The sequence below is a fragment of the Pseudomonas glycinae genome (genome assembly GCF_001594225.2).
Classification (GTDB): Bacteria; Pseudomonadota; Gammaproteobacteria; order Pseudomonadales; family Pseudomonadaceae; genus Aquipseudomonas; species Aquipseudomonas glycinae.
Genome location: NZ_CP014205.2, coordinates 189,718 through 212,181, shown reverse-complemented (window position 1 = coordinate 212,181; position 22,464 = coordinate 189,718). Strand labels below are relative to the sequence as shown.

At 61.4% G+C, this 22,464-nt stretch carries 15 protein-coding genes; 9 read left to right on the top strand and 6 right to left on the bottom strand.

The window, feature by feature from the left end:
• Positions 1 to 29: 29 nt before the first annotated feature.
• From AWU82_RS00910 to AWU82_RS00900, 3 genes are all read right to left on the bottom strand, one after another.
• Positions 30 to 1,220 carry an osmoprotectant NAGGN system M42 family peptidase gene (locus AWU82_RS00910; protein ID WP_064383427.1) on the bottom strand — a complete coding sequence of 397 codons (1,191 nt, stop codon included), beginning with the start codon at positions 1,218 to 1,220 and terminating at the stop codon, positions 30 to 32.
• 61 nt (positions 1,221 to 1,281) lie between these two features.
• Entirely contained in the window at positions 1,282 to 3,027 is a 1,746-nt protein-coding gene (gene ngg, locus AWU82_RS00905) for an N-acetylglutaminylglutamine synthetase (RefSeq protein WP_064383425.1), read from the bottom strand.
• A 3-nt stretch (positions 3,028 to 3,030) separates the two neighbouring features.
• A complete protein-coding gene (locus AWU82_RS00900; protein WP_064383423.1) occupies positions 3,031 to 4,803 on the bottom strand; it encodes an N-acetylglutaminylglutamine amidotransferase in 1,773 nt (590 codons plus the stop codon).
• A gap of 296 nt (positions 4,804 to 5,099) precedes the next feature.
• On the opposite strand from AWU82_RS00900, the gene AWU82_RS00895 reads away from it, so the two are divergent.
• Complete coding sequence (locus AWU82_RS00895) at positions 5,100 to 9,935, top strand: NEL-type E3 ubiquitin ligase domain-containing protein (RefSeq protein ID WP_064383421.1); 4,836 nt, start codon at positions 5,100 to 5,102, stop codon at positions 9,933 to 9,935.
• A gap of 20 nt (positions 9,936 to 9,955) precedes the next feature.
• On the opposite strand, the gene mnmC is transcribed toward AWU82_RS00895, so the two are convergent.
• Positions 9,956 to 11,935, bottom strand: a complete 1,980-nt coding sequence (mnmC, locus tag AWU82_RS00890) for a bifunctional tRNA (5-methylaminomethyl-2-thiouridine)(34)-methyltransferase MnmC2/FAD-dependent 5-carboxymethylaminomethyl-2-thiouridine(34) oxidoreductase MnmC1 (RefSeq protein WP_064383419.1) — start codon at positions 11,933 to 11,935, stop codon at positions 9,956 to 9,958.
• 172 nt (positions 11,936 to 12,107) lie between these two features.
• On the opposite strand from mnmC, the gene pap reads away from it, so the two are divergent.
• Together pap and AWU82_RS00880 are read left to right on the top strand one after the other, a co-directional pair.
• Positions 12,108 to 13,622: a polyphosphate:AMP phosphotransferase gene (pap, locus tag AWU82_RS00885; RefSeq protein WP_064383418.1), complete on the top strand. Its 1,515-nt coding sequence runs from the start codon at positions 12,108 to 12,110 to the stop codon at positions 13,620 to 13,622.
• A gap of 102 nt (positions 13,623 to 13,724) precedes the next feature.
• Entirely contained in the window at positions 13,725 to 14,909 is a 1,185-nt protein-coding gene (locus AWU82_RS00880; protein WP_064383416.1) for a thiolase family protein, read from the top strand.
• A gap of 136 nt (positions 14,910 to 15,045) precedes the next feature.
• Here AWU82_RS00880 and AWU82_RS00875 read toward each other — a convergent pair whose 3' ends face one another.
• Positions 15,046 to 15,240 carry a DUF6316 family protein gene (locus AWU82_RS00875; protein WP_064383415.1) on the bottom strand — a complete coding sequence of 65 codons (195 nt, stop codon included), beginning with the start codon at positions 15,238 to 15,240 and terminating at the stop codon, positions 15,046 to 15,048.
• 215 nt (positions 15,241 to 15,455) lie between these two features.
• Between AWU82_RS00875 and AWU82_RS00870 the strand changes: the two genes are divergently transcribed.
• Positions 15,456 to 16,415, top strand: a complete 960-nt coding sequence (locus AWU82_RS00870; RefSeq protein ID WP_064383413.1) for a DMT family transporter — start codon at positions 15,456 to 15,458, stop codon at positions 16,413 to 16,415.
• Between the two features lie 122 nt (positions 16,416 to 16,537).
• Here the strand turns inward: AWU82_RS00870 and AWU82_RS00865 are convergent, their stop codons facing one another.
• Positions 16,538 to 17,932, bottom strand: a complete 1,395-nt coding sequence (locus AWU82_RS00865; protein ID WP_064383411.1) for a class II fumarate hydratase — start codon at positions 17,930 to 17,932, stop codon at positions 16,538 to 16,540.
• Positions 17,933 to 18,125: 193 nt separating this feature from the next.
• Between AWU82_RS00865 and AWU82_RS00860 the strand changes: the two genes are divergently transcribed.
• The 5 genes from AWU82_RS00860 to AWU82_RS00840 all read left to right on the top strand — a co-directional run bounded on the left by AWU82_RS00860 (position 18,126) and on the right by AWU82_RS00840 (position 22,463).
• Positions 18,126 to 18,644, top strand: a complete 519-nt coding sequence (locus AWU82_RS00860; protein WP_011335385.1) for a DUF2059 domain-containing protein — start codon at positions 18,126 to 18,128, stop codon at positions 18,642 to 18,644.
• Positions 18,645 to 18,656: 12 nt separating this feature from the next.
• Positions 18,657 to 18,956: a BolA family protein gene (locus AWU82_RS00855; protein WP_007950896.1), complete on the top strand. Its 300-nt coding sequence runs from the start codon at positions 18,657 to 18,659 to the stop codon at positions 18,954 to 18,956.
• Between the two features lie 117 nt (positions 18,957 to 19,073).
• A complete protein-coding gene (gene trhO / locus AWU82_RS00850; protein WP_064383409.1) occupies positions 19,074 to 20,015 on the top strand; it encodes an oxygen-dependent tRNA uridine(34) hydroxylase TrhO in 942 nt (313 codons plus the stop codon).
• Positions 20,016 to 20,050: 35 nt separating this feature from the next.
• Positions 20,051 to 20,653 carry a DsbA family protein gene (locus AWU82_RS00845; protein ID WP_170928299.1) on the top strand — a complete coding sequence of 201 codons (603 nt, stop codon included), beginning with the start codon at positions 20,051 to 20,053 and terminating at the stop codon, positions 20,651 to 20,653.
• Positions 20,646 to 22,463, top strand: coding sequence for an ABC transporter ATP-binding protein (locus AWU82_RS00840; RefSeq protein ID WP_011335382.1), 1,818 nt, complete (start codon positions 20,646 to 20,648; stop codon positions 22,461 to 22,463). Before AWU82_RS00845 ends, AWU82_RS00840 begins: the two co-directional genes overlap by 8 nt.
• Position 22,464: the final 1 nt, after the last annotated feature.

Sequence of the window (22,464 nt, the reverse complement as noted above, 5' to 3'; positions counted from 1 at the left end):
CTACGGCGAATGATCGCCGAGGGCCAGACTCAACTGTCCGCGCGTTGCCCCACCAAGCTGTCCACCGATGGCACGCGGGTGTCGCTCTCCATCTGCGTTTCGTGTTCGATCTGATGACTGAAGCGATCCAGTGACCCGGTGGCCGGTTGTGCGTCGCTGGCGAACACCGGCGGACTCAGAATGTACGCCCCCAGCAAGCGACTGAGCGCCGCGAGGCTGTCGATGTGCGTGCGCTCGTAGCCGTGAGTCGCGTCGCAGCCGAAGGCGAGCAGGGCGGTGCGGATGTCGTGACCGGCGGTGACCGCCGAATGGGCATCGCTGAAGTAATAGCGGAACAGATCTCGGCGCACCGGCAGTTCGTGCTCACCGGCCAGGCGCAACAGGTGTCGCGACAGATGATAGTCGTAAGGCCCGCCGGAATCCTGCATCGCCACGCTCACCGCATGTTCGCTGGAATGCTGGCCCGGCGCGACCGGAGCAATGTCGATGCCGACGAATTCGCTGACGTCCCACGGGAGGGCCGCCGCCGCGCCGCTGCCCGTTTCCTCGGTGATGGTGAACAGCGGATGGCAGTCGATCATCAGCTCCTGACCACTGTCGACGATGGCTTTCAACGCTGCCAGCAGTGCCGCGACACCGGCCTTGTCGTCCAGATGGCGGGCGCTGATGTGGCCGCTTTCGGTGAACTCCGGCAGGGGGTCGAAAGCCACGACATCGCCGACGCTGATGCCCAGCGAATCACAATCGGCGCGGGTCGCGCAGTAGGCGTCCAGTCGCAGCTCGACGTGATCCCAGCTGATCGGCATCTCATCCACAGCGGTATTGAAGGCATGCCCGGACGCCATCAACGGCAACACACTGCCGCGAATCACGCCGTTGTCGGTGAACAGGCTGACGCGGCTGCCCTCGGCGAACCGGCTCGACCAGCAGCCGACCGGTGCGAGGGTCAGGCGCCCGTTGTCTTTCACCGCGCGCACGGCAGCACCGATGGTGTCCAGGTGCGCCGAGACCGCACGGTCGGGGCTGTTTTTCTTGCCTTTAAGGGTGGCGCGGATTGTGCCGCGACGGGTCATCTCGAAGGGAATGCCGAGTTCTTCCAGACGCTCGGCGACGTAACGCACGATGGTGTCGGTGAACCCGGTCGGGCTGGGAATGGCGAGCATTTCCAGCAGGACTTTCTGCAGGTAGTTCAGATCCGGTTCGGGAATTTGGGTGGTCATGGAAACTCCTGTTGCGGGGCGTCATTCGCGCGTTGAACGCGGGAATGACGCTGAAGAGAGATCAAACGGCCGGCTGACTGTGCGGAAACAACAGATCGACAAACCGTTCCGCCGTCGGTTGCGGCTCATGGTTGGCGAGACCCGCTCGCTCGTTGGCTTCGATGAACACGTACGCCGGTTGATCCGCCGCCGGCACCATCAGGTCGAGGCCGACCATCGGGATTTCCAGCGCCCGGGCCGCACGCACGGCAGCCTCGGCCAGAGTCGGGTGCAGGATCGCCGTGACGTCTTCCAGCGTGCCGCCGGTGTGCAGGTTCGCCGTGCGCCGCACGAACAGATGCTCACCCGCCGGCAGGATGCTGCTGTAGTCGTAACCGGCGGCGTGCAAGGTGCGTTGGGTTTCGTGGTCCAGCGGGATTTTGCTCTCGCCGCTGGTAGCCGCTTGCCGTCGCCGGCTCTGTGCTTCAATCAGTGCGCCGATGGAATGATGGCCGTCGCCGACCACTTCCGCGGGGCGGCGGATCGCCGCTGCAACCACCTCGAAACCGATCACCAGAATCCGCAGGTCGAAGCCTTCGTGAAAGCTTTCCAGCAACACGCGAGTGTCGAACTGCCTGGCCGCTTCGATGGCCTGCTGCACGTCCTCAATGGTCTGCAGATCCACCGCCACGCCTTGACCCTGTTCGCCGTCCAGCGGTTTGACCACCACACGCTGGTGTTCATCAAGGAACGCCAGATTGTCGTCCGCATTACCTGCCAATTGCTGCGACGGCACCTTCAACCCGGCGGCTTTCAAAACCTTATGAGTCAGGCTCTTGTCCTGGCACAGGTTCATGCTGATAGCGCTGGTCAGGTCGCTCAGGGATTCGCGGCAACGCACCCGTCGCCCGCCATGACTGAGCGTGAACAGACCGGCGTCGGCGTCATCCACTTGCACGTCGATGCCGCGCCGATGCGCTTCCTCGACGATGATTCGCGCGTAAGGGTTGAACTGCGCCTCCGGGCCAGGGCCGAGAAACAGCGGCTGATTGATGCCGTTCTTACGCTTGATGGCGAACGTCGGCAGGTTGCGAAAGCCGAGTTTGGCGTAGAGGTTTTTCGCCTGGCGGTTATCGTGCAGTACCGACAGATCGAGATAGCTCAGACCCCGGCTCATAAAGTGCTCGATCAGATGCCGTACCAACACTTCGCCGACGCCGGGACGTGAACACTGCGGATCGACCGCCAGGCACCACAGGCTGCTGCCGTTTTCCGGGTCGTTGTAGGCTTTCTGGTGATTGAGCCCCATGACGCTGCCGATCACCGCGCCGCTGTCATCGTCTTCCGCCAGCCAGTACACCGGGCCGCCCTGATGGTGCGGGGTGAGCAGGGTGGCGTCGATCGGCAACATGCCGCGCGCCTGATACAGCTGATTGATCCCCTGCCAGTCCGCGTCACTTTGTGCGCGGCGAATGCGAAAGCCACGAAACACGCGGGTGGCCTGGCGATAATCGCTGAACCACAAACGCAGGGTGTCGGACGGGTCGAGAAACAGTTGGGTCGGTTCCAGCCCGAGAATCTGCTGCGGCGCGGCGACGTACAAGGCTATATCGCGCTCGCCCGGCTGCTCGTTAAGCAGTTCCCGGGCAAGGCTGGCCGGATCGGGGAAGGTATGGCCGATCAGCAGCCGGCCCCAGCCGCAGTGCACTGCAATCGGCTCGGCAGCCGGCTCGCTGCCATCTTCGGCCAGACGCGCCTGCAAGCGTTCGTAGGACGGCGTCTGGCCGCGCAGCAGTCGCTGGCTGTAAGCCGTGGCGTGAGGTTTCATCAATCAGATTCCTTGTTCGCTGAGCCACAGGTTCAGGGCCGCCAGTTGCCACAGCTTGGAGCCGCGCAGCGGGGTCAACTGGCCTTGTGGATCGGTCAGCAATTGGTCGAGCATGGCCGGGTTGAACAGGCCGCGATCCTGACTCGGATCCAGCAGCAGTTCGCGGACCCAGCTCAGGGTCTCGCCCTGTAAATGCTTGAGGCCCGGCACCGGGAAGTAACCTTTTTTGCGGTCGATCACTTCGCTCGGGATGACCAGTCGCGCAGCTTCTTTCAACACCTGCTTGCCGCCGTCCGGCAGTTTGAACTGGCCCGGAATGCGCGCCGACAACTCCACCAACCGATAGTCGAGAAACGGCGTGCGCGCCTCCAGTCCCCAGGCCATGGTCATGTTGTCGACACGTTTGACCGGGTCATCCACCAGCATCACCGTGCTGTCCAGACGCAGGGCCTTGTCGACTGCCGCATCGGCGCCGGGCTGTGCGAAATGTTCCTTCACGAAGTCACCGGCGGCGTCATTGGCGGTCAGCCATTTCGGCTGCACCGTCGCGGCGTAATCGTCGTAGCTGCGGTCGAAAAACGCCTCGCGATAAGCTGCGTACGGATCGGCCGCGCCGTCGACTTGCGGATACCAGTGATAACCGGCGAACAACTCGTCGGCACCCTGACCGCTCTGCACAACCTTGCAGTGCTTGGCCACTTCTCGGGACAGCAGATAGAAGGCGATGCAGTCGTGGCTGACCATCGGCTCGCTCATGGCGCGGAAAGCGGCGGGCAGTTGTTCGATGATCTCTTTTTCGTCGATGCGCAGTTGATGGTGCTGGGTGCCGTAGTGCTTGGCGATCAGATCGGAGTACTGGAATTCGTCGCCGCGCTCGCCCCCGGCATCCTGGAAACCGATGGAGAAGGTCGACAGATTCTCCACGCCGACTTCGCGCAGCAGGCCGACGAGCATGCTCGAATCGACACCGCCGGAAAGCAGCACACCAACATCCACCGCCGCCCGTTGGCGGATGGCTACGGCTTCGCGGGTGCTGTCGAGTACGCGGTCACGCCAGTCTTCCAGGGTCAGGTTTTTCTCGTCGGCGTGTGGGCCGTAGGGCAGGGTCCACCAGGTTTTCTGCTCGGTGGTGCCGTCCGCTTCAATGCGCATCCAGCTCGCGGGTGGCAGCTTTTCGATGCCCGCCAGCAAGGTGCGCGGCGCAGGTACCACGGCGTGGAAATTCAGGTAATGGTTGAGCGCCACCGGATCGAGGATCGGGTTGATGTCACCGCCCTTGAGCAGTGCCGGCAGGGCCGAGGCAAAACGCAGGCGCTGGCCGGTGCGCGACAGGTACAGCGGCTTCACGCCGAGACGGTCGCGGGCAATGAACAGACGCTGGGCATCACGCTCCCAGATGGCGAAGGCAAACATGCCGTTGAGTTTCGGCAGCAGCGCTTCGCCCCAGGCGTGATAACCCTTGAGCAGCACTTCGGTGTCGCCGCCGGAGTAAAACGCATAACCGAGCGCTTCGAGTTCGGCGCGCAGTTCCGGGAAGTTGTAGATCGCGCCATTGAAGGCCAGGGACAGCCCCAGTTGGCTGTCGATCATCGGCTGCGCCGAACCGTCCGACAGGTCCATGATTTTCAGGCGTCGATGGCCCAGGGCAATCGGCCCTTGGGCATGGAAGCCCCACGCATCAGGGCCGCGAGGGGCCAGGTGATGGGTGATTCGCTCAATGGCTGCAAGGTCTGCAGGTTGTTGATCAAAACGTAACTCGCCAGCTAATCCGCACATAAAGTCCTTACCGGTTTTTCCGTTGGGGAAGGTGTCGCTGTACCGCGCCGAAATGGCCGGTACCCAGAAACTGACCCGGCTCGGATGTGGGAGTTTTAGAACGATCAGTTATAAGTACATCGATCTGACCGGTGGGCCGTTAACATCTGGGTTGAGGTTGCGGGTGGTAGATATGTATTCAAAACATACGGATTGCTGCTGGTTTTCCGCCTCGAACATGCAGGTTTTCGTGTTTTTTATTCGCCCTCGGGATCGCTAGGGTGGGGGTACTCAATAGCAATAAAGGAATATTGCCCATGACCACTCCACCGCTATCGGGGACACCGGCCACCCTCACGGAAGAACAGACACTGAGCATTTTGCTGGAGGCCACCGGCGATCTGGACACGGCCCAGGCCTTGCAGAAAAACCTGCCTTCCGCGCTGCTCAAAACCGGTGCCGACACACTGGCCGCGCTGGATAAGGCTGCGCGTGATCTGCAGGCCATTCAGTGGAAAGTCGAGACGCATCTTGACCGGCTGCAACCGCTGAACAGTTTTTGCATTGATGTGTTGAACCGCGCGCTGAGCGCCCGATGGCACGCAGTGTTCAATGTCGAGAAAGATCATCTGCAATTGCCCGGCAATTACTGTGGATGCGAGCCCGTGGTCCCGCCGGGGGGCGGTCCGGCGATCATTCCGTTCGCCACGCCCACGCTGCTCGAGGCCGCGATGCAGAACTTCACGGAGGACGAGGCGCAACCCGATTATTTCCCCGAGGGCAGTGTGATACGGATCTCCAGCGCGCCTGCCGGGGTTCCGGGCCTGACGCCCACATCGTTCGCCGCCTTTTGTCGAGAGCTGAACCTGGGACAGCGGTATCAACAACACTTCCTGCAGGTGTTCGGTGTCAAGGAAGTGGATGGAAACCTGGCGGCCACCGGTCCCGTGGTTCTCGACATCACCGCAATGAAAAAACAACTGCTGCAACTGGACCTGCATCTGGCGATGTTGAGGGAACACGTCTCTCGGGAGGGGGTGCAGACGATACAGCGCTTGATTGATGCCGGTGGCGTCGCCACTGCCAGAAGCCTTCAGTTCAAGGGGCGTGCGCTGATCATGCAAGGGATCGAATTGCTCGGCAGTTGTATCTGGGGTGTGGTGGTGTTCTCTGAGTCTTCGGTCGAGCTGAACCCGGATCAATGGTGCCTGGTGTACATGCCGGGAGAGCCGGATCAACCCCTTTACGAGTACGCCCGTTTCACGGCGTTCATGGCGTATCTTGAGTTCAGGCTGAGGGTGGGCAGCTACAGAAGCTATTTCACGCATTGCATCGGCGAAGGCGACAGGCTCGACTTTTTCAAGACTTTCGCGGATACCGGCAGCCTGGGGCACGTCAGGCAATTGGAGATGCCTGGTCCGCTGTTCGAGTTCATGCTCAAGAGTCATGTCGGCAAGCTGCAACTCGATGCCCGTGTGCTCGCTGTACCGACTGAAGATGTCGACGAGGAGGCGCGCAGGACACGCCTGCTGCATTACCTGGACGCCGGCATGACGGTGGCTAACGTAGCGGGTTTTGTCGTACCGGTGCTGGGAGAGTTGATGATGGGCGTTGCCATCGGACAGATGCTCGCGCAGGTATATGAAGGCGTCGATGACTGGAGCCGGGGAGATCGTCAGGAAGCGTTTTCACACCTGCTGAGCGTCGCCGAGAACCTTGTCCTGATGGCCGTCGTGGGGGCCGGCATCAAAGGCTTGAAATCCCTGGCGATCAGAACAATTCGAAAACATCCTGATTTCTTCCAGCCATTCACTGCAATTCTCGATGGGAAGGGGCAGTCACGGTTGTGGAAGCCGGACCTGCAAGCATATGAACAATCCTTACCGGTGGGGGCTGCCCCCGATTCTGAAGTCATGGACTTGTACCGGGGCGACGACAGGTTTTTTGCCCGTGTCGACCAACGCTTCTATGAGGTGGTGCATGATCCGGCTTCCGATACCTGGAGTATCCGGCATCCTGTCCGTCCCGATGCTTACGCTCCGCCACTCAAGCCCCATCGACATGGAGGCTGGCGCCATGCCTGGGAGGAAAGCGAGCAGTGGAGCGGTGCCTACACCCTCAGGCGCATCGACCCGAGCCTGGGCAGGTTCGAGGACAGTCGCCTGGAGATGATCCGGCGGTTGACCGACACTCGATTCGATGAGTTGCATCGTCTGAGTGACGACAATCTGTCTTGGCCCCCGCGTTTGCGCGACATGATCGAGCGCTTTGGCATCGAACGCAGATTGCGTGATTTCGTTTCCGCCATGGAACGGGGCGAGGCAACCGATGCCCGTCATGTTCAGGAGCAATTGCACGCGTTGCCCGAACTCGCCAACTGGCCGACCGATCGCTACATCAAGGTCGTGGACGAAAAAGGCCGTCTCACCGCGACCTATCCTCCTGTGTCAATTGACGATGACACTCTGAGCATTGTCGTGAGCCATGAGCAACTGGAAAAAGGCGAGTTGCTGCAAACCGTTCTGGACGGCATCTACCCCAGGGAAGCCGAAGCATTGGTGGGTGCGAACATTGCCCCGGCTGATGCAAGCGTCAAGCTGGCGCAAGTGATCGGGGCGGCGGTCAAGGCTGATCGTCGCTCGGTTTTCGACCACCTGTACCGGCAGTTCGATCGTGGTCTCGCCGGTGAGTCGGTCAAGCTGCACAGCGCTTTTCCCGGGCTGCCGGTACGGTATGCGCGAGAATTGCTCAGGCGCACGCCGACTGTCGAGCGGATGCACCTGCGCAGCACCGGGCGAGTGCCCATGGGCCTGGCACAGAGGGCCCGTCAGGCCTTGAGCGATGTCCGTGTGGATCGGGCGCTGGCCGGCTTTTACCTGGCTGACATCGCCAGTGCCGATACCAGGAAACTGGCGCTGCGCCTGTTACCCCGGCTCGCTGGCTGGAATACCGAGTTCTACCTTGAACTGCGGGCCAACACACTCAACGGTGAGGTACTGGAGACGTCAGGCGAGAAACCGCTTTTGACTTCGAATTCATGCACGCTGGTCCGACTCGACAATGGTTACGAAGTGTTCGGCAGCGACAGGAAGTCGCTCGGCAAAGTGGTGCCCGGACCGGAGGACGTCTATCACGCGATCCTCAAAGGCCTTCCAATGCGGCAGCGCAAGGCCATCGGATTTGCGCAGCCGAAGCCGGAAGATGGCTGGCGCCTGCGCCATAAACTGTTGGCAAGCGCTCTGGATGAGCGTGAAGGCTGTGCCCGGGTGTTGGCAGGCGGTCGGATGCCACCGGCCATTTCCGAGCCTGCGTGTACGCTCGCCAATTCGCCCGTCGGGCCGGCAAGGCATTCGCAACGTTTGCTGCGCAAAGTGAAGAAGCTCTATCCCTTGATGACTGACGTACAAGCCGATGAGTTTCTTGACCAGGCGGGCAGCGACCCAATGACCAGGGCGATCCGGGTTCGGCAGTTGCAGGAGGATCTGCGCCGGCTGCAGGAAGTTCTGGACATCTGGAGCGAGGATGAAACGGCCATGAAGGCCTTGGGCGGCGATCTGAATGAGGTACACGAGTGTCGACAGGTCGTGGCGTTCGAAATCGAAGACTGTTTTCGACGTCTGGTTTTCCTGCCCGATGACTTTCAGCGTCCCGTCTACGGTCTGAAACTCGACGGCATGCAATTCGGCAAGTTTCCGACCTTGCCGACCGGCCTGAATTTCGATCATGTCAGGCAATTGTCGCTGCGGGACATGCAGCTGGACAACGACGCCGCTTACTTTCTCAAGGCCTTCAGGCAAGTCGAATCGCTGGAACTGGACCGTAATCAACTGACCTTGTTGCCCGAGGTCATTTCGCATATGCCCAACCTCAAACGACTGAGCCTGGCCAACAACAGGATTCAATTGACCGAGCATTCGCTGGTGAAACTGGCGAAGTTGTACTCCCTGCAAAGCCTGAATCTGAGTGGCAACCCCCTGGGGGCGACAGTGGATGTCAGTCGTCTGTTCGAGTTGACTCACCTCTCCTTGCGCAATACCCGCACCACAGAACTGCCCGAAGGCCTGCAGTTTCTACCCAACCTGGATTGGGTGGACCTGCGTGACAATGAAATACGCGATCTGCCTGCCTGGCTTTTTGAAACGCCCCGCCGTTTCAGTGAAACCATCAATCTGCGTCACAACCCGATTTCCGCTGCCAGCAGAATTCACCTCGATGACTACCGGAGGACCTTCGGAGTCGGCATGGGCTACCTGGATAACGATCTCGCGCGCCTGGACGAAAACCAGGCCCGCTCGATCTGGCTGACTGAAACGGGAGGGGAGGAGGGCTCCCGGCATCTGCAAACGTGGAACGCGATCAAGGATGATACGAGGGCCGAAGGACTGTTCAGTCTGCTGGCGGAACTGGGCAATTCCGCCGAATCCGCCAGCGTACGCGAGGATATGACCCGGCGGGTCTGGACGGTGCTGGATGCGACACAGGCCGATACCGAACTGAGGGAGCAGATTTTCGATCTGGCGGCCAATCCGATCAATTGCACGGACAATGCGGCGTTGAACTTCAGCCACCTGGAAGTGGCGGTGCAAGTGCACCATGTGACCCGTGCCTCAAGGGGGCAACGGTCTTCTGCGGCGGCGCTCGTGAAGCTGGCGCGAGGGTTGTTCCGGCTTGAGCAGATTGACCGGATCGCAGCCGAACATACGCAGGCACATGGGGCCGCTGATCCTCTGGAAGTGACGCTGGCTTACCGCTCCGGTCTGGCGCAGGCACTTGAACTGCCCGGGCAACCTTCGCACATGCGTTATGCCTCGCTTGCGCAGGTGACAGGAGCGGATCTGGTGGCGGCGATCAATCGAATCCAGACCGCGGAGCTGTCTTCCGAGTGGTTGGCGTTTCTGGTTCGCCAGCACTTCTGGAGTGAATACGTGAAAAGCAGTTTTACCCGGCAGTTCGACGATGCGCGCGCACCTCACCAACAGGAAGCACTGGCGTTATTCGAGAAGGCTGAAACACTCAGCTCGGCCGACTACCTGAGTGAGATGCACCTGTGTGCCGCCCGACAGGAGCGAACGGAAAGCGCCTTGCTCGAGCAACTGACCGACCAGGTGTTGCGGCTGCTGGAGGGCAACCTCTGCGTGTTGCCCGCTGGTTGATCATTCTCCCGATGATCCGCTCATTTGCCCCGGATCAGTCGCCGCAAGGCAAACCGGTTCGGATGACACGCCTCTGCGACACTTCTGGGCAGGGGCAGCGGTTCGTTGTCCAGCCAGGCCGCAAGCAGTTCACCGGACAATGGTGCGGTGATCAGACCTCGGGAGCCATGACCGCTGTTGACGTACAGTCCGTCGAGCCAGGGACAAGGCATGCCCGGCACCTGCCGTGCATCCTTGCTCAATGCGGCGTAGATCCGGGTAAACGCTTCGCGGTCGGCGAGCGGGCCGACCATCGGCAGGTAATCGGGGCTGGTGCAACGGAAGGCTGCCCGGCCCTGAAGACTTTCGGCGTCGAGCTCGCTGACGTGCAGGCGCGCGACCAGATCGGTGGAGATCTCTTCGAGCATCGCCAGATTGCCCAGGTGTTCGGCGGTGGTCGGGGTCAGGTCGTCGCTGTTGAAGTCGAAACTGGCGCCGAGGGTGTGCTCGCCCCACCGTGCCGGTGCGACATAACCTTCGGCACACACGACAGTGGCCAGCGCCTGGCTTTGCGCAGTCTGCGCCAGGCGGGTGATCTGCCCGCGAATGCGCTTGAGGGGCAGCTCGCCGCTCTGGGCAAAACGCTTGATTTCGGCGGCACCGGCCAGCACCACGACGGGCGCTGTTGCAATCAATCGTTTACCGTCGAAGGCTTGCCATTGATCGCCCACTTTGCGCAGCTCGACGGCTTCCTGATGGGGGAGCAGTGTGACGCCCGGCTGTGCCGATTGCGCCTGACACAACGCCGGCGGATGTACCCAGCCACCCTCGGGGTAATACAAGCCGCCATGGGCCAGACCGATTCCGGCGCGGGCCTGTGCCTCGGGTTGATCGAGCCATTGCAGCAGGTCTTCGGGAAACGCGGCTGCCAGTTGTGCCTGACGCTCGCGCTCCTTCTCATTGAACGCCAGTTGCAGCACCCCGCAATCATCCCAGTCGGTGCCACGCTGCAAGGTTTCCAGCACGCGCCTTGTGTAGCCGAAACCGCTGACGATCAACTGCGAAAGTGCCGTGCCATGGGCGGACAGTTTCAGATACAGCACGCCCTGCGGATTGCCCGACGCTTCCTGTGCAACCGCGTCATGCCGTTCCAGCAGACTGACCTGCCAGCCCCGCGCCGCGAGGCTGGCCGCCGTGGCGCAACCGGCCAGACCGGCGCCGATCACCAGGGCTCGACGGTCACCTGTCAACGGTGTCGGGCGGGCGAACCACGGTTTTGCCGCCGCAGGTGGCGCAACACCCTCGGGCCAGCCGAGAAATTCGCCGCGCAGGATTTCCCATTTGTGGCCGATGCCCGGCGTGCGTTTCATCTTGAAGCCGGCGGCGTTGAGCAGGCGTCGCACCCAACCGGTGCTGGTAAACGTGCTGATGGTCGAGCCGGGTGCCGCCAGCCGGGCCAGTTCGGCGAACAGTTCGGCGGTCCACATCTCGGGGTTTTTCGCTGGCGCGAAACCGTCGAGAAACCAGGCGTCGATCTGGCCGTCCAGTTGTGGCAACTGCTCCAGCGCGTCACCGATCAACAGGGTCAGGGTTACGCGACCGTTATCCAGAACAATGCGCTGAAAGCCATGATGGATTGCCACGTAATGCTTGAGCAACTGATCGGAGAATCGCTTCAGGTCGGGCCACAACGCCAGCGCCCGTTGCAGGTCGGCAGGGCTCAACGGAAATTTTTCGACGCTGACAAAATGCAGTCGCGCACCGGCCACCGCGTGCTGTTCGAACAACTGCCAGGCGCAGAGAAAATTCAGCCCGGTGCCGAAGCCGGTTTCACCGATCACCAGTCGCCCACCCGCCGACAACGCGGCAAAACGCTCGGCCAGACGGTTCTGTTCAAGGAACACGTAGCGGGTTTCATCCAGCCCCGACTGGTCGGAAAAATACACATCGTCGAACACTCGCGAACGCGGGCGTCCCTGGTCATCCCAGTCGAGTTGGGCGTGGGGCATTACAGGTTTCATGGCAGGCTCGGCAACGGCAAGGCGGCCATTCTATCCGAACACGCGGGCGGCGCTTGATCCATGGCAAACCTTGCCGCAGATGACTCAAGGACAATCCGCCGCCGGCGGGAATTTCTGTGCCGCGTCAGAGCCCAATCCGCTAGTCTTGCTGAATCCTGGAAGGAGCCGTCCCATGTTCGAATCCGCTGAAATCGGTCACGCCATCGACAAAGACACCTACGAAGCCGCCGTGCCCGCCCTGCGTGAAGCCTTGCTTGAAGCCCAGTTCGAGTTGCAGCAGCAAAAGCGTTTCCCGGTGATCATTTTGATCAACGGCATCGAAGGCGCCGGCAAGGGCGAGACGGTGAAGTTGCTCAACGAGTGGATGGACCCGCGCCTGATCGAAGTACGCACCTTCGACCAGCAGACCGATGAAGAGCTGGCGCGACCACCGGCCTGGCGTTACTGGCGGATGCTGCCGGCCAAGGGGCGGATGGGGATTTTCTTCGGCAACTGGTACAGCCAGATGCTGCAGGGCCGGGTGCACGGCTTGTTCAAGGACCCGCGTCTGGATCAGGCGATTGCCGGCGCCGAGCGCATGGAAAAGATGTTCTGTGATGAAGGTGCGCTGATCTTCAAGTTCTGGTTCCACCTGTCCAAGAAGCAGATGAAGGCGCGGCTCAAGGCGCTGGCCGACGATCCGCTGCACAGCTGGCGCATCAGTCCACTGGACTGGCAGCAATCGCAGACCTACGACAAGTTCGTCAAATACGGCGAGCGCGTGTTGCGCCGCACCAGTCGCGATTACGCGCCGTGGCATGTCATCGAGGGTGTCGACCCGTATTACCGCAGCCTGACAGTCGGCAAGATCCTGCTCGAAGGTCTGCAAAATGCGCTGAAGCGTCCCGATGTGCATCCCCATGAGGTCAACGCTGCACCGCTGGGGACTTCCGTCGACCAGTTGAACCTGCTCGACAGCCTCGACCTGACCCAGCGTCTTGAGAAGAAAGACTACGAAGAACAACTGATCACCGAACAGGCGCGGCTGTCGGGTTTGATGCGTGACAAACGCATGCGTCGGCATGCACTGGTGGCGGTGTTCGAAGGTAACGATGCGGCGGGCAAGGGCGGTTCGATTCGTCGGGTGGCGGCGGCACTCGATCCGCGTCAGTACAACATCGTGCCGATTGCCGCGCCGACCGAAGAAGAGCGGGCGCAGCCTTATCTGTGGCGGTTCTGGCGGCACATTCCGGCGCGGGGCAAGTTCACCGTGTTTGATCGTTCCTGGTACGGACGGGTGCTGGTGGAGCGGGTCGAGGGCTTTTGCAGCACGGCGGACTGGATGCGCGCCTACGGCGAAATCAACGATTTCGAAGAGCAACTGGCTGACGCCGGAGTGATCGTGGTCAAGTTCTGGCTGGCGATCGACAAGGACACGCAGATGGAGCGTTTTCAGGAGCGTGAAGAAATCCCGTTCAAGCGCTTCAAGATCACTGAAGACGACTGGCGCAACCGTGACAAGTGGGACGCTTATCGCGCCGCCGTGGGCGACATGGTCGATCGCACCAGCACCGAAATTGCCCCGTGGACGCTGGTCGAGGCCAATGACAAGCGCTGGGCCCGGGTCAAGGTGTTGCGCACGATCAATCGTGCCCTGGAAGAGGCTTTCGAAAAATCCGACAAGCGAGCCAAGAAGCACAAGGACTGAACCGATGGGCCCGCATACGCGAGGTGAATGATTGTCGCGGTCGGCGATTGGGTGGACTTATGCTCGGTCCACTCTCAACCGACTGCAACAATGAGGTATGCCATGCGTGAAGTGGTGATCGTCGACAGCGTACGGACCGGCCTGGCCAAGTCCTTTCGCGGCAAGTTCAACCAGACCCGTCCCGATGACATGGCGGCCCATTGCGTCAATGCGTTGCTCTCGCGCAACGACATCGACCCGGCCAGCGTCGAGGATTGCATCGTCGGCGCCGGCTCTAACGAAGGCGCTCAGGGCTACAACATCGGCCGCAACGTGGCGGTGCTCTCGCAACTGGGCACCGGCACCGCCGGCATGACTCTCAATCGTTTCTGTTCGTCGGGTTTGCAGGCAATTGCGATTGCCGCCAACCAGATCGCGTCGGGTTGCAGCGACATCATCGTCGCCGGCGGCGTCGAGTCGATCAGCCTGACCCTGAAAAGCGTCAACACCGATCACCTGATCAACCCGTTGCTCAAGCAGCAGACGCCGGGCATCTACTACACCATGGGCCAGACTGCCGAAGTGGTGGCGCGCCGTTATGGCGTCAGCCGCGAGGCGCAGGATCGTTACTCGCTGCAAAGTCAGATCCGCACCGCCCAGGCGCAGGCAGCCGGTCTGTTCAACGATGAAATCGTGCCGATGGCGGTGAAGTACCGCGTTGAAGACAAGAACAGCGGTGAGGTGCAGATCCTCGACGGCATCGTCGATCGCGACGACTGCAATCGCCCGGACACCACCTATGAAAGTCTCGCCGGGTTGAAACCGGTGTTCGCCGAGGACGGGTCGGTGACCGCCGGCAACTCGTCCCAGTTGTCCGACGGCGCCTCGATGACGCTGGTGATGAGCCTGGAAAAAGCCCTGCAACTGGGGCTCAAGCCGAAAGCATTTTTCCGTGGGTTTACCGTGGCCGGGTGCGAGCCGGACGAAATGGGCATCGGCCCGGTGTTCTCGGTGCCGAAGCTGCTCAAGGCCAAGGGCTTGCAGGTAGCAGACATCGATCTGTGGGAATTGAACGAAGCGTTCGCCTCGCAGTGCCTGTACGCCCGTGACCGGCTGGAAATCGACAACGAGAAGTACAACGTCAACGGCGGCTCGATTTCCATCGGTCACCCGTTCGGCATGACCGGGTCACGGCAGGTCGGGCATCTGGTGCGCGAGTTGCAGCGGCGCAATCTGCGCTACGGAATCGTGACCATGTGTGTGGGCGGGGGGATGGGCGCGACCGGGTTGTTTGAGGCCGTACGCTAGGCCTTGAATGATACGTTGACCGGCAAATCGTAATCGCGGGCAAGCCCGCTCCCACAGTGTTTGAGTGTGCTCACAATTCAGTGACCAACCCCGAGCCTGTGGGAGCGGGCTTGCCCGCGATGGGATTCAGCGCGGCTTACCTGCTGGCATCCATCAATTGCATCCGCGCGATGTACGCGCGGATTTCCTGCTCGGCTTTCTCGTGGCTGTCGAACGGCCCTTCGAGGGTGTTTTCCCGGGTGCTGAAATACAGTTCGCCGTTGACCCGGCACACGCGGTCGCTGCGAAAGTGCGTGGCTGGGGCGGTGTCCTGGGCGCGCATGCCTAACATGTCGGGGTCTCCTTGATGAGTGTTGTCCCGGGCTGGATCCAATGAGCTTATGCCTGAACCACTTACCTTGCCCGGCCGGCCGATCAACGGCCCATCGTCAATTTTCTGCTGCGACCTGCACAGTTTCATTTGCGGCCGGAGCGCAACTGTCCCTGTGTCGCGCAGGGTCTGTGCGCCTAGAATGAGCGCTCCTGTCTCTGGCGCTTGGGGTTCTCATGCACGTTTCATCGGGTCGTTGGGTGTACGGCATGTTCCTGGCGTTATTGACGGCGTTTCTGTGGGGAATCCTGCCGATCAAGCTCAAACAGGTGCTGGTGGTGATGGATCCGGTCACGGTGACCTGGTTTCGTTTGCTGGTGTCCGGCGGCTGTCTGTTCGTTTATCTGGCGGCGACCAAACGCTTGCCGAGTCGCAAGGTGCTCGGGCCGAAGGGCGGCTGGCTGGTGCTGATGGCGGTGCTCGGGCTGGTGGGCAACTACGTGCTTTACCTGATGGGCCTGAACCGGCTCAGCCCCGGCACCGCGCAACTGGTGGTGCAGATGGGGCCGATCATGCTGCTGATCGCCAGCCTGTTCGTGTTCAAGGAACGCTTCAGTATTGGTCAGGGCATTGGCCTGGCAGTGCTGCTGATCGGTTTTGCGTTGTTCTTCAATCAGCGTCTGGCGGAATTGCTCACGTCGTTGTCTGACTACACCGCTGGCGTATTGCTGGTGCTGCTGGCGTCGACCGTCTGGACCTTTTACGCACTGGGCCAGAAGCAATTGCTGACGGTGTGGAATTCGCTGCAGGTGATGATGGTGATCTACCTGTTCTGCGCCCTGTTGCTGACGCCTTGGGTGCGTCCGCTCGAAGCGCTGTCGCTGAGCCCGTTGCAGGGCTGGCTGCTGCTGGCGTGCTGCATGAACACCCTGATCGCCTACGGCGCGTTTGCCGAAGCGCTGGCGCACTGGGAGGCTTCGCGGGTCAGTGCGACGCTGGCGATCACGCCGTTGGTGACGTTCGGTGCGGTGGCCGTGGCGGCCAGAGTGTGGCCTGAATATGTGCATGCCGAGCAAATCAATCTGCTGGGGTATGGCGGGGCGGTGCTGGTGGTGCTGGGTTCGGCGCTGGTGGCGCTCGGGCCTTCGTTGATTGCCGGGCTCAAGGCCCGGCGGATGCGCATGGCAGCAGGTTAACCGAGTCATCGTTCTTCGCGAGCAAGCCCGCTCCCACACTTGACCGCAATCCCATGTGAGGAATGCGGTTAAAAGTGGGAGCGGGCTTGCTCGCGAAGACTGACTTACAGACGCTGAAAATCTCAGCCCTTGGCGCCGGCCTCGATCATGTTCTCCGGCCGCACCCAGGCATCGAACTCCTCATCGGTCAGATAACCCAGCTCCAGCGCCGCTTCGCGCAGGGTCTTGCCTTCGCTGTAGGCTTTCTTAGCGATTTCCGCCGACTTGTCATAGCCTATGTGCGGGTTGAGCGCCGTCACCAGCATCAGGCCGCGTTCCAGGTGTTTCGCCATGACCTCGGCATCCGGCTCAAGACCAGCGATGCAATGCTGCTGGAAGTTGCTGCAGCCATCAGCCAGCAGGCGGATCGATTGCAGCAGGTTGTGGATGATCACCGGTTTGAACACGTTCAGTTGCAGGTGACCCTGGCTGGCGGCGAAACCGATCGCCACATCGTTGCCCAGCACCTGACAGGCCAGCATCGACAACGCCTCGCACTGGGTCGGGTTGACCTTGCCGGGCATGATCGAGCTGCCCGGTTCGTTGGCCGGCAGGCGCACTTCGGCGAACCCGGCTCGTGGGCCGGAGCCCAGCAGGCGCAGATCGTTTGCAATTTTCATCAGCGCCACGGCGAGGGTTTTCAGGGCGCCGGAAAGGGTGGTCAATGGTTCATGACCGGCAAGGGCGGCAAACTTGTTCGGCGCGGTGACGAACGGCAGGCCGGACAACGCCGCCAGCTCGGCGGCAATCGCTTCGCCGAAACCGTGGGGCGAGTTGAGCCCGGTGCCGACGGCGGTGCCGCCCTGCGCCAGTTCGCAGACCGCCGGCAACGCCGCGCGAATCGCCCGTTCGGCGTAATCCAGCTGCGCTATGAATCCGGAGAGCTCCTGACCAAAGGTGATCGGCGTGGCGTCCATCATGTGGGTGCGGCCGGTCTTCACCAGCTTCATGTGCCGCGCCGAAAGTTCGGCCAGTCCGCCCGACAGCTCGGCGATGGCTGGCAGCAGTTGGGTCTGCACCGCTTGCGCGGTGGCGATGCTCATGGCGGTGGGGAAGCAGTCGTTGGAGCTCTGCGAGCGGTTGACGTGATCGTTGGGGTGCACCGGCGTCTTGCCACCGCGCGGGTTGCCGGCCAGTTCGTTGGCGCGCCCGGCAATCACTTCGTTGACGTTCATGTTGCTTTGGGTGCCGCTGCCGGTCTGCCAGACCACCAGAGGGAACTGGTCGTCATGCTGGCCGTCGAGCACTTCGTCGGCGGCCTGTTCGATCAGGCGGGCAATGTCGGCGGGCAGGTCGCCGTTGCGGTCGTTGACCCGGGCCGCGGCTTTCTTGATCAGGGCCAGCGCGTGCAGTACCGGCAATGGCATGCGTTCCTGACCGATGGCGAAGTTGATCAGCGAGCGTTGCGTCTGAGCGCCCCAGTAAGCGTCGTCCGGGACCTCGATCTGGCCCAGGCTGTCGGTTTCGATACGGCTCATCGTGCACACTCCTGTTGGTCTGTTTGCGCAGTTTAGGCCGGTGTCGGCCCGGGTGGTTCCATCCGGTCGATTGTTGACCGGCAAATCCCCGCCAATCAAGCGCGGCAAGGGCCGGGGGTTGAGCCGCAGCGTTATTCAGGCGCAGAATGGTCGCCCTTGGGGTTTTACCTCGCCTAGCTGAAAAGGAAACTCGATGACTCGTCTTCGTGCCATCTGCACCGCGGTTGCCCTGGTCTGCGCCAGCGGCCAGGTGCTTGCCGATACCGCCAGCCACAACGCCAGTGCCGAAACTTTCCTGACCCTGGCGCACGCTGACAAGCTGGGCACTCCGGTGTACATGCAGGTGCAGCAGATGTTCGCCCAGCGTTTTGAACAGACCAAGGCGCCGGAATCCAAGAAAGCCGTGCTGGATACCTACCAGGCCAAGGCCAACGCCGCTCTGGACCAGGCCATCGGCTGGAACAAGCTCAAACCGGACATGGTCAAGCTCTACACCAGCAACTTCAGCGAACAGGAACTGAAAGATCTGGTCGCGTTCTACCAGTCGCCACTGGGCAAGAAAGTCCTGGAAAAAATGCCGCAACTGACCCAGCAGTCGGCCCAGATGACCCAGGCCAAACTGGAAAGCGCCGTACCGGTGGTCAACAAGTTGCTGGACGACATGACCAACGAGCTGGCACCGAAAGGCGCAGCTCCGGCCAAGAAGAAGTAAGCGGAGTTCGTGATGACCATGCAACAACGCATCGAATCGACGCTGGCGCTGCTTCAGCCTGAGCATCTGCAAGTGCTGGACGAAAGCCACATGCACAGTCGCGGGTTGCAGACCCACTTCAAGGCAGTGGTGGTCAGTGCGCAGTTCGAAGGCCTGAACCGGGTCAAGCGCCACCAGAAAGTCTACGGCACGCTCGGCGAGCTGATGGGCGAGTTCCATGCGTTGGCACTGCACACCTACACCCCGCAGGAATGGGCAGAGACAGGCGTCGCTCCGGCGTCGCCGACCTGTGCCGGCGGCAGCAAGCATTGAGCCTTGCAGCAATGAACTGAGGTTTTTTGCTAGAATCCGCAACGCGCCGCTCACCCGGCGCGTTTTTTTTCGCATCCGGTTCACCCTTTACGAGGGTAGCCACCTGGAGAAATACCCATGACACAACCGATTGTCGTGGCGGCACTGTACAAGTTCGTCACCCTCGAAGATTACGTCAACCTGCGCGAGCCCCTGCTGCAAGCAATGGTCGATAACGGCATCAAAGGCACCTTGTTGATCGCCGAAGAAGGCATCAACGGCACGGTGTCCGGCAGCCGTGAAGGCATCGACGGCCTGCTGGCCTGGCTGCGTAATGATCCGCGCATGGTCGATATCGATCACAAGGAATCGTACTGCGACGAGCAGCCGTTCTATCGCACCAAGGTCAAGCTCAAGAAAGAGATCGTGACTCTGGGCGTCGAAGGCGTCGACCCGAACAAGAAGGTCGGCACCTACGTCGAGCCGAAGGACTGGAACGCACTGATCAGCGATCCGGAAGTGCTGCTGATCGACACCCGCAACGATTACGAAGTCTCGATCGGCACCTTCGAAGGCGCCATTGATCCGAAAACCACCAGTTTTCGCGAATTCCCCGACTACATCAAAGAACACTTCGATCCGGCCGTGCACAAGAAGGTCGCGATGTTCTGCACCGGCGGCATTCGCTGCGAAAAAGCCTCGAGCTACATGCTCGGCGAAGGCTTCGAAGAGGTTTATCACCTCAAGGGCGGCATCCTGAAGTACCTCGAAGAAGTACCGCAGGAGGAAACCAAATGGCAGGGCGACTGCTTTGTGTTCGACAACCGCGTGACCGTGCGCCATGACCTGAGCGAAGGCGACTACGATCAATGCCATGCCTGCCGTACCCCGGTCAGCGTTGAAGATCGCGCCTCCGAGCATTACGTGGCCGGCATCAGCTGCCCGCACTGCTGGAACTCCCTGAGCGAGAAGACCCGCCGCAGCGCCATCGACCGCCAGAAGCAGATCGAACTGGCAAAAGCGCGCAACATGCCGCACCCGATCGGCTACAACTATAAGCAAGCATCCACCGAGGCTTAATCATGTCTGCACGCCTGCTCTATGTGATGGATCCGATGTGTTCGTGGTGCTGGGGATTTGCCCCGGTGGCCAAGGCATTGGTGGAGCAGGCGCAGGCCGCCGGGGTGGAATTGCACCTGGTGGTCGGCGGGTTGCGCACCGGCAGCGGTTCGGCGCTGGAGCCAACCACCCGGCGCTACATTCTCGAACACTGGCAGGCGGTCACCGAGGCCACCGGCCAGCCGTTCAAGTTCGAAGGCGCGTTGCCCGACGGTTTTGTCTACGATACCGAGCCGGCCTGCCGGGCCATCGTTACGGCGCGCAGCCTGGCGCCGGATTGCGCGTGGAAACTGGTCGGGTTGATCCAGCACGCGTTTTACGCTGAAGGTCGCGATGTCACCCAGGCCAGCGTTCTGGTGGAGCTGGCAGAGAAGGCCGGCGTCCCGCGCATCGAATTTGCTGCCCTGTTCGATCATGCCGATCAACACAAGGCGACCCAGGCCGATTTTACTTGGGTCCAGGATCTGGGCATCGCCGGATTCCCGACCCTGCTCGCCGAACGCAACGGCCAACTGGCGTTGCTGACCAACGGCTACCAGCCGCTCAGTGAACTGTCACCGCTGCTCGGTCGATGGCTGGAGCGCGCGGCCTGTGTCTGACCCGGCCGATGACACGCCAGCCGTCAAGCGTGTCGACCGGCTGAGCTGGGCTGAAGTCCGGCGACTGGCACTTCATCACAAAAAATCCCTGTGGATCGCCAACGGCGTGGCCGTACTGGCGACGCTGTGCAGCGTTCCGATTCCGTTGCTGTTGCCGTTGCTGGTGGACGAAGTCCTGCTCGGCCATGGCGATGCCGCGCTGAAAGTCATGAACCACCTGCTGCCCTCGATGTGGCAGCAGGCGGCGGGCTACATCGGCCTGATGCTGGTGGTGACGCTGACCCTGCGTTGCAGCGCCCTGTGTTTTGGCGTGTTGCAGGCGCGATTGTTTGCGCGACTGGCCAAGGACATCGTGTACCGCATCCGCGTGCGGCTGATCGAGCGTCTGAAACGGATCTCCCTCGGCGAATACGAAAGCCTGGGCAGTGGCACAGTCACCACGCACCTGGTCACCGACCTCGACACCCTCGACAAGTTTGTCGGAGAAACCCTCAGTCGTTTTCTGGTGGCGATGCTGACGCTGGTCGGCACTGCCAGCATCCTGATGTGGATGCACTGGAAACTGGCGCTGCTGATCCTGCTGTTCAACCCCTTGGTGATTTACGCCACGGTGCAGTTGGGCAAACGGGTCAAACACCTGAAGAAACTGGAGAACGACAGCACCTCGCGTTTCACCCAGGCGCTGAGCGAAACCCTCGATGCGATCCAGGAAGTGCGTGCCGGCAACCGTCAGGGCTTCTTCCTGGGGCGCCTTGGCCTGCGGGCTCAGGAAGTGCGCAACTACGCGGTCAACTCGCAGTGGAAGACCGACGCTTCGAACCGCGCCAGCGGCCTGTTGTTTCAGTTCGGCATCGATATCTTTCGCGCGGCGGCCATGTTGACGGTGTTGTTCTCTGACCTGTCGATTGGCCAGATGCTCGCGGTGTTCAGCTACCTGTGGTTCATGATCGGTCCGGTCGAACAACTGCTGAACCTGCAATATGCCTATTACGCGGCGGGCGGTGCGCTGTCGCGGATCAATGAACTGCTGGCCCGCGCCGACGAGCCGCAATACCCCGGCGGCGTCGACCCGTTCAAGGGCCGCGATACGGTCGGGATTCAAGTGCAGGGTCTGAGCTTCGGTTACGGCGACGAACTGGTGCTGGATCAGTTGAACCTGTCCATCGCCCCCGGTGAAAAAGTGGCGATTGTCGGCGCCAGCGGTGGCGGCAAAAGTACCCTCGTGCAATTGCTGCTGGGCCTGTACACGCCACTGGCGGGGACGATCCGTTTCGGCGGCTCGAGCCAGCAGGAAATCGGCCTGGAAACGGTTCGGGAAAACGTCGCTGTGGTGTTGCAACATCCGGCGCTGTTCAACGACACCGTGCGCGCCAACCTGACCATGGGCCGTACCCGCAGCGATGAAGCCTGCTGGCAGGCACTGGAAATCGCCCAGCTCGAACCCACCATCCGCGCCTTGCCGGACGGCCTCGACAGCATCGTCGGCCGCTCCGGCGTGCGTCTGTCCGGGGGGCAGCGGCAACGGCTGGCTATCGCCCGGATGATCCTCGCCGAACCCAAAGTGGTGATCCTCGACGAAGCGACGTCAGCCCTCGATGCCGCGACCGAATACAACCTGCACCAGGCCATGGCGCGCTTCCTCCATGGCCGCACAACGCTGATCATCGCCCACCGCTTGTCGGCGGTGAAACAGGCAGACCGGGTGCTGGTGTTCGACGGCGGGCAAGTGGCCGAAGATGGCGACCATCAGCAACTGATTGCCGATGGTGGTTTGTACGCCAAGCTTTATGGGCATTTGCAGCGGTTGTAGG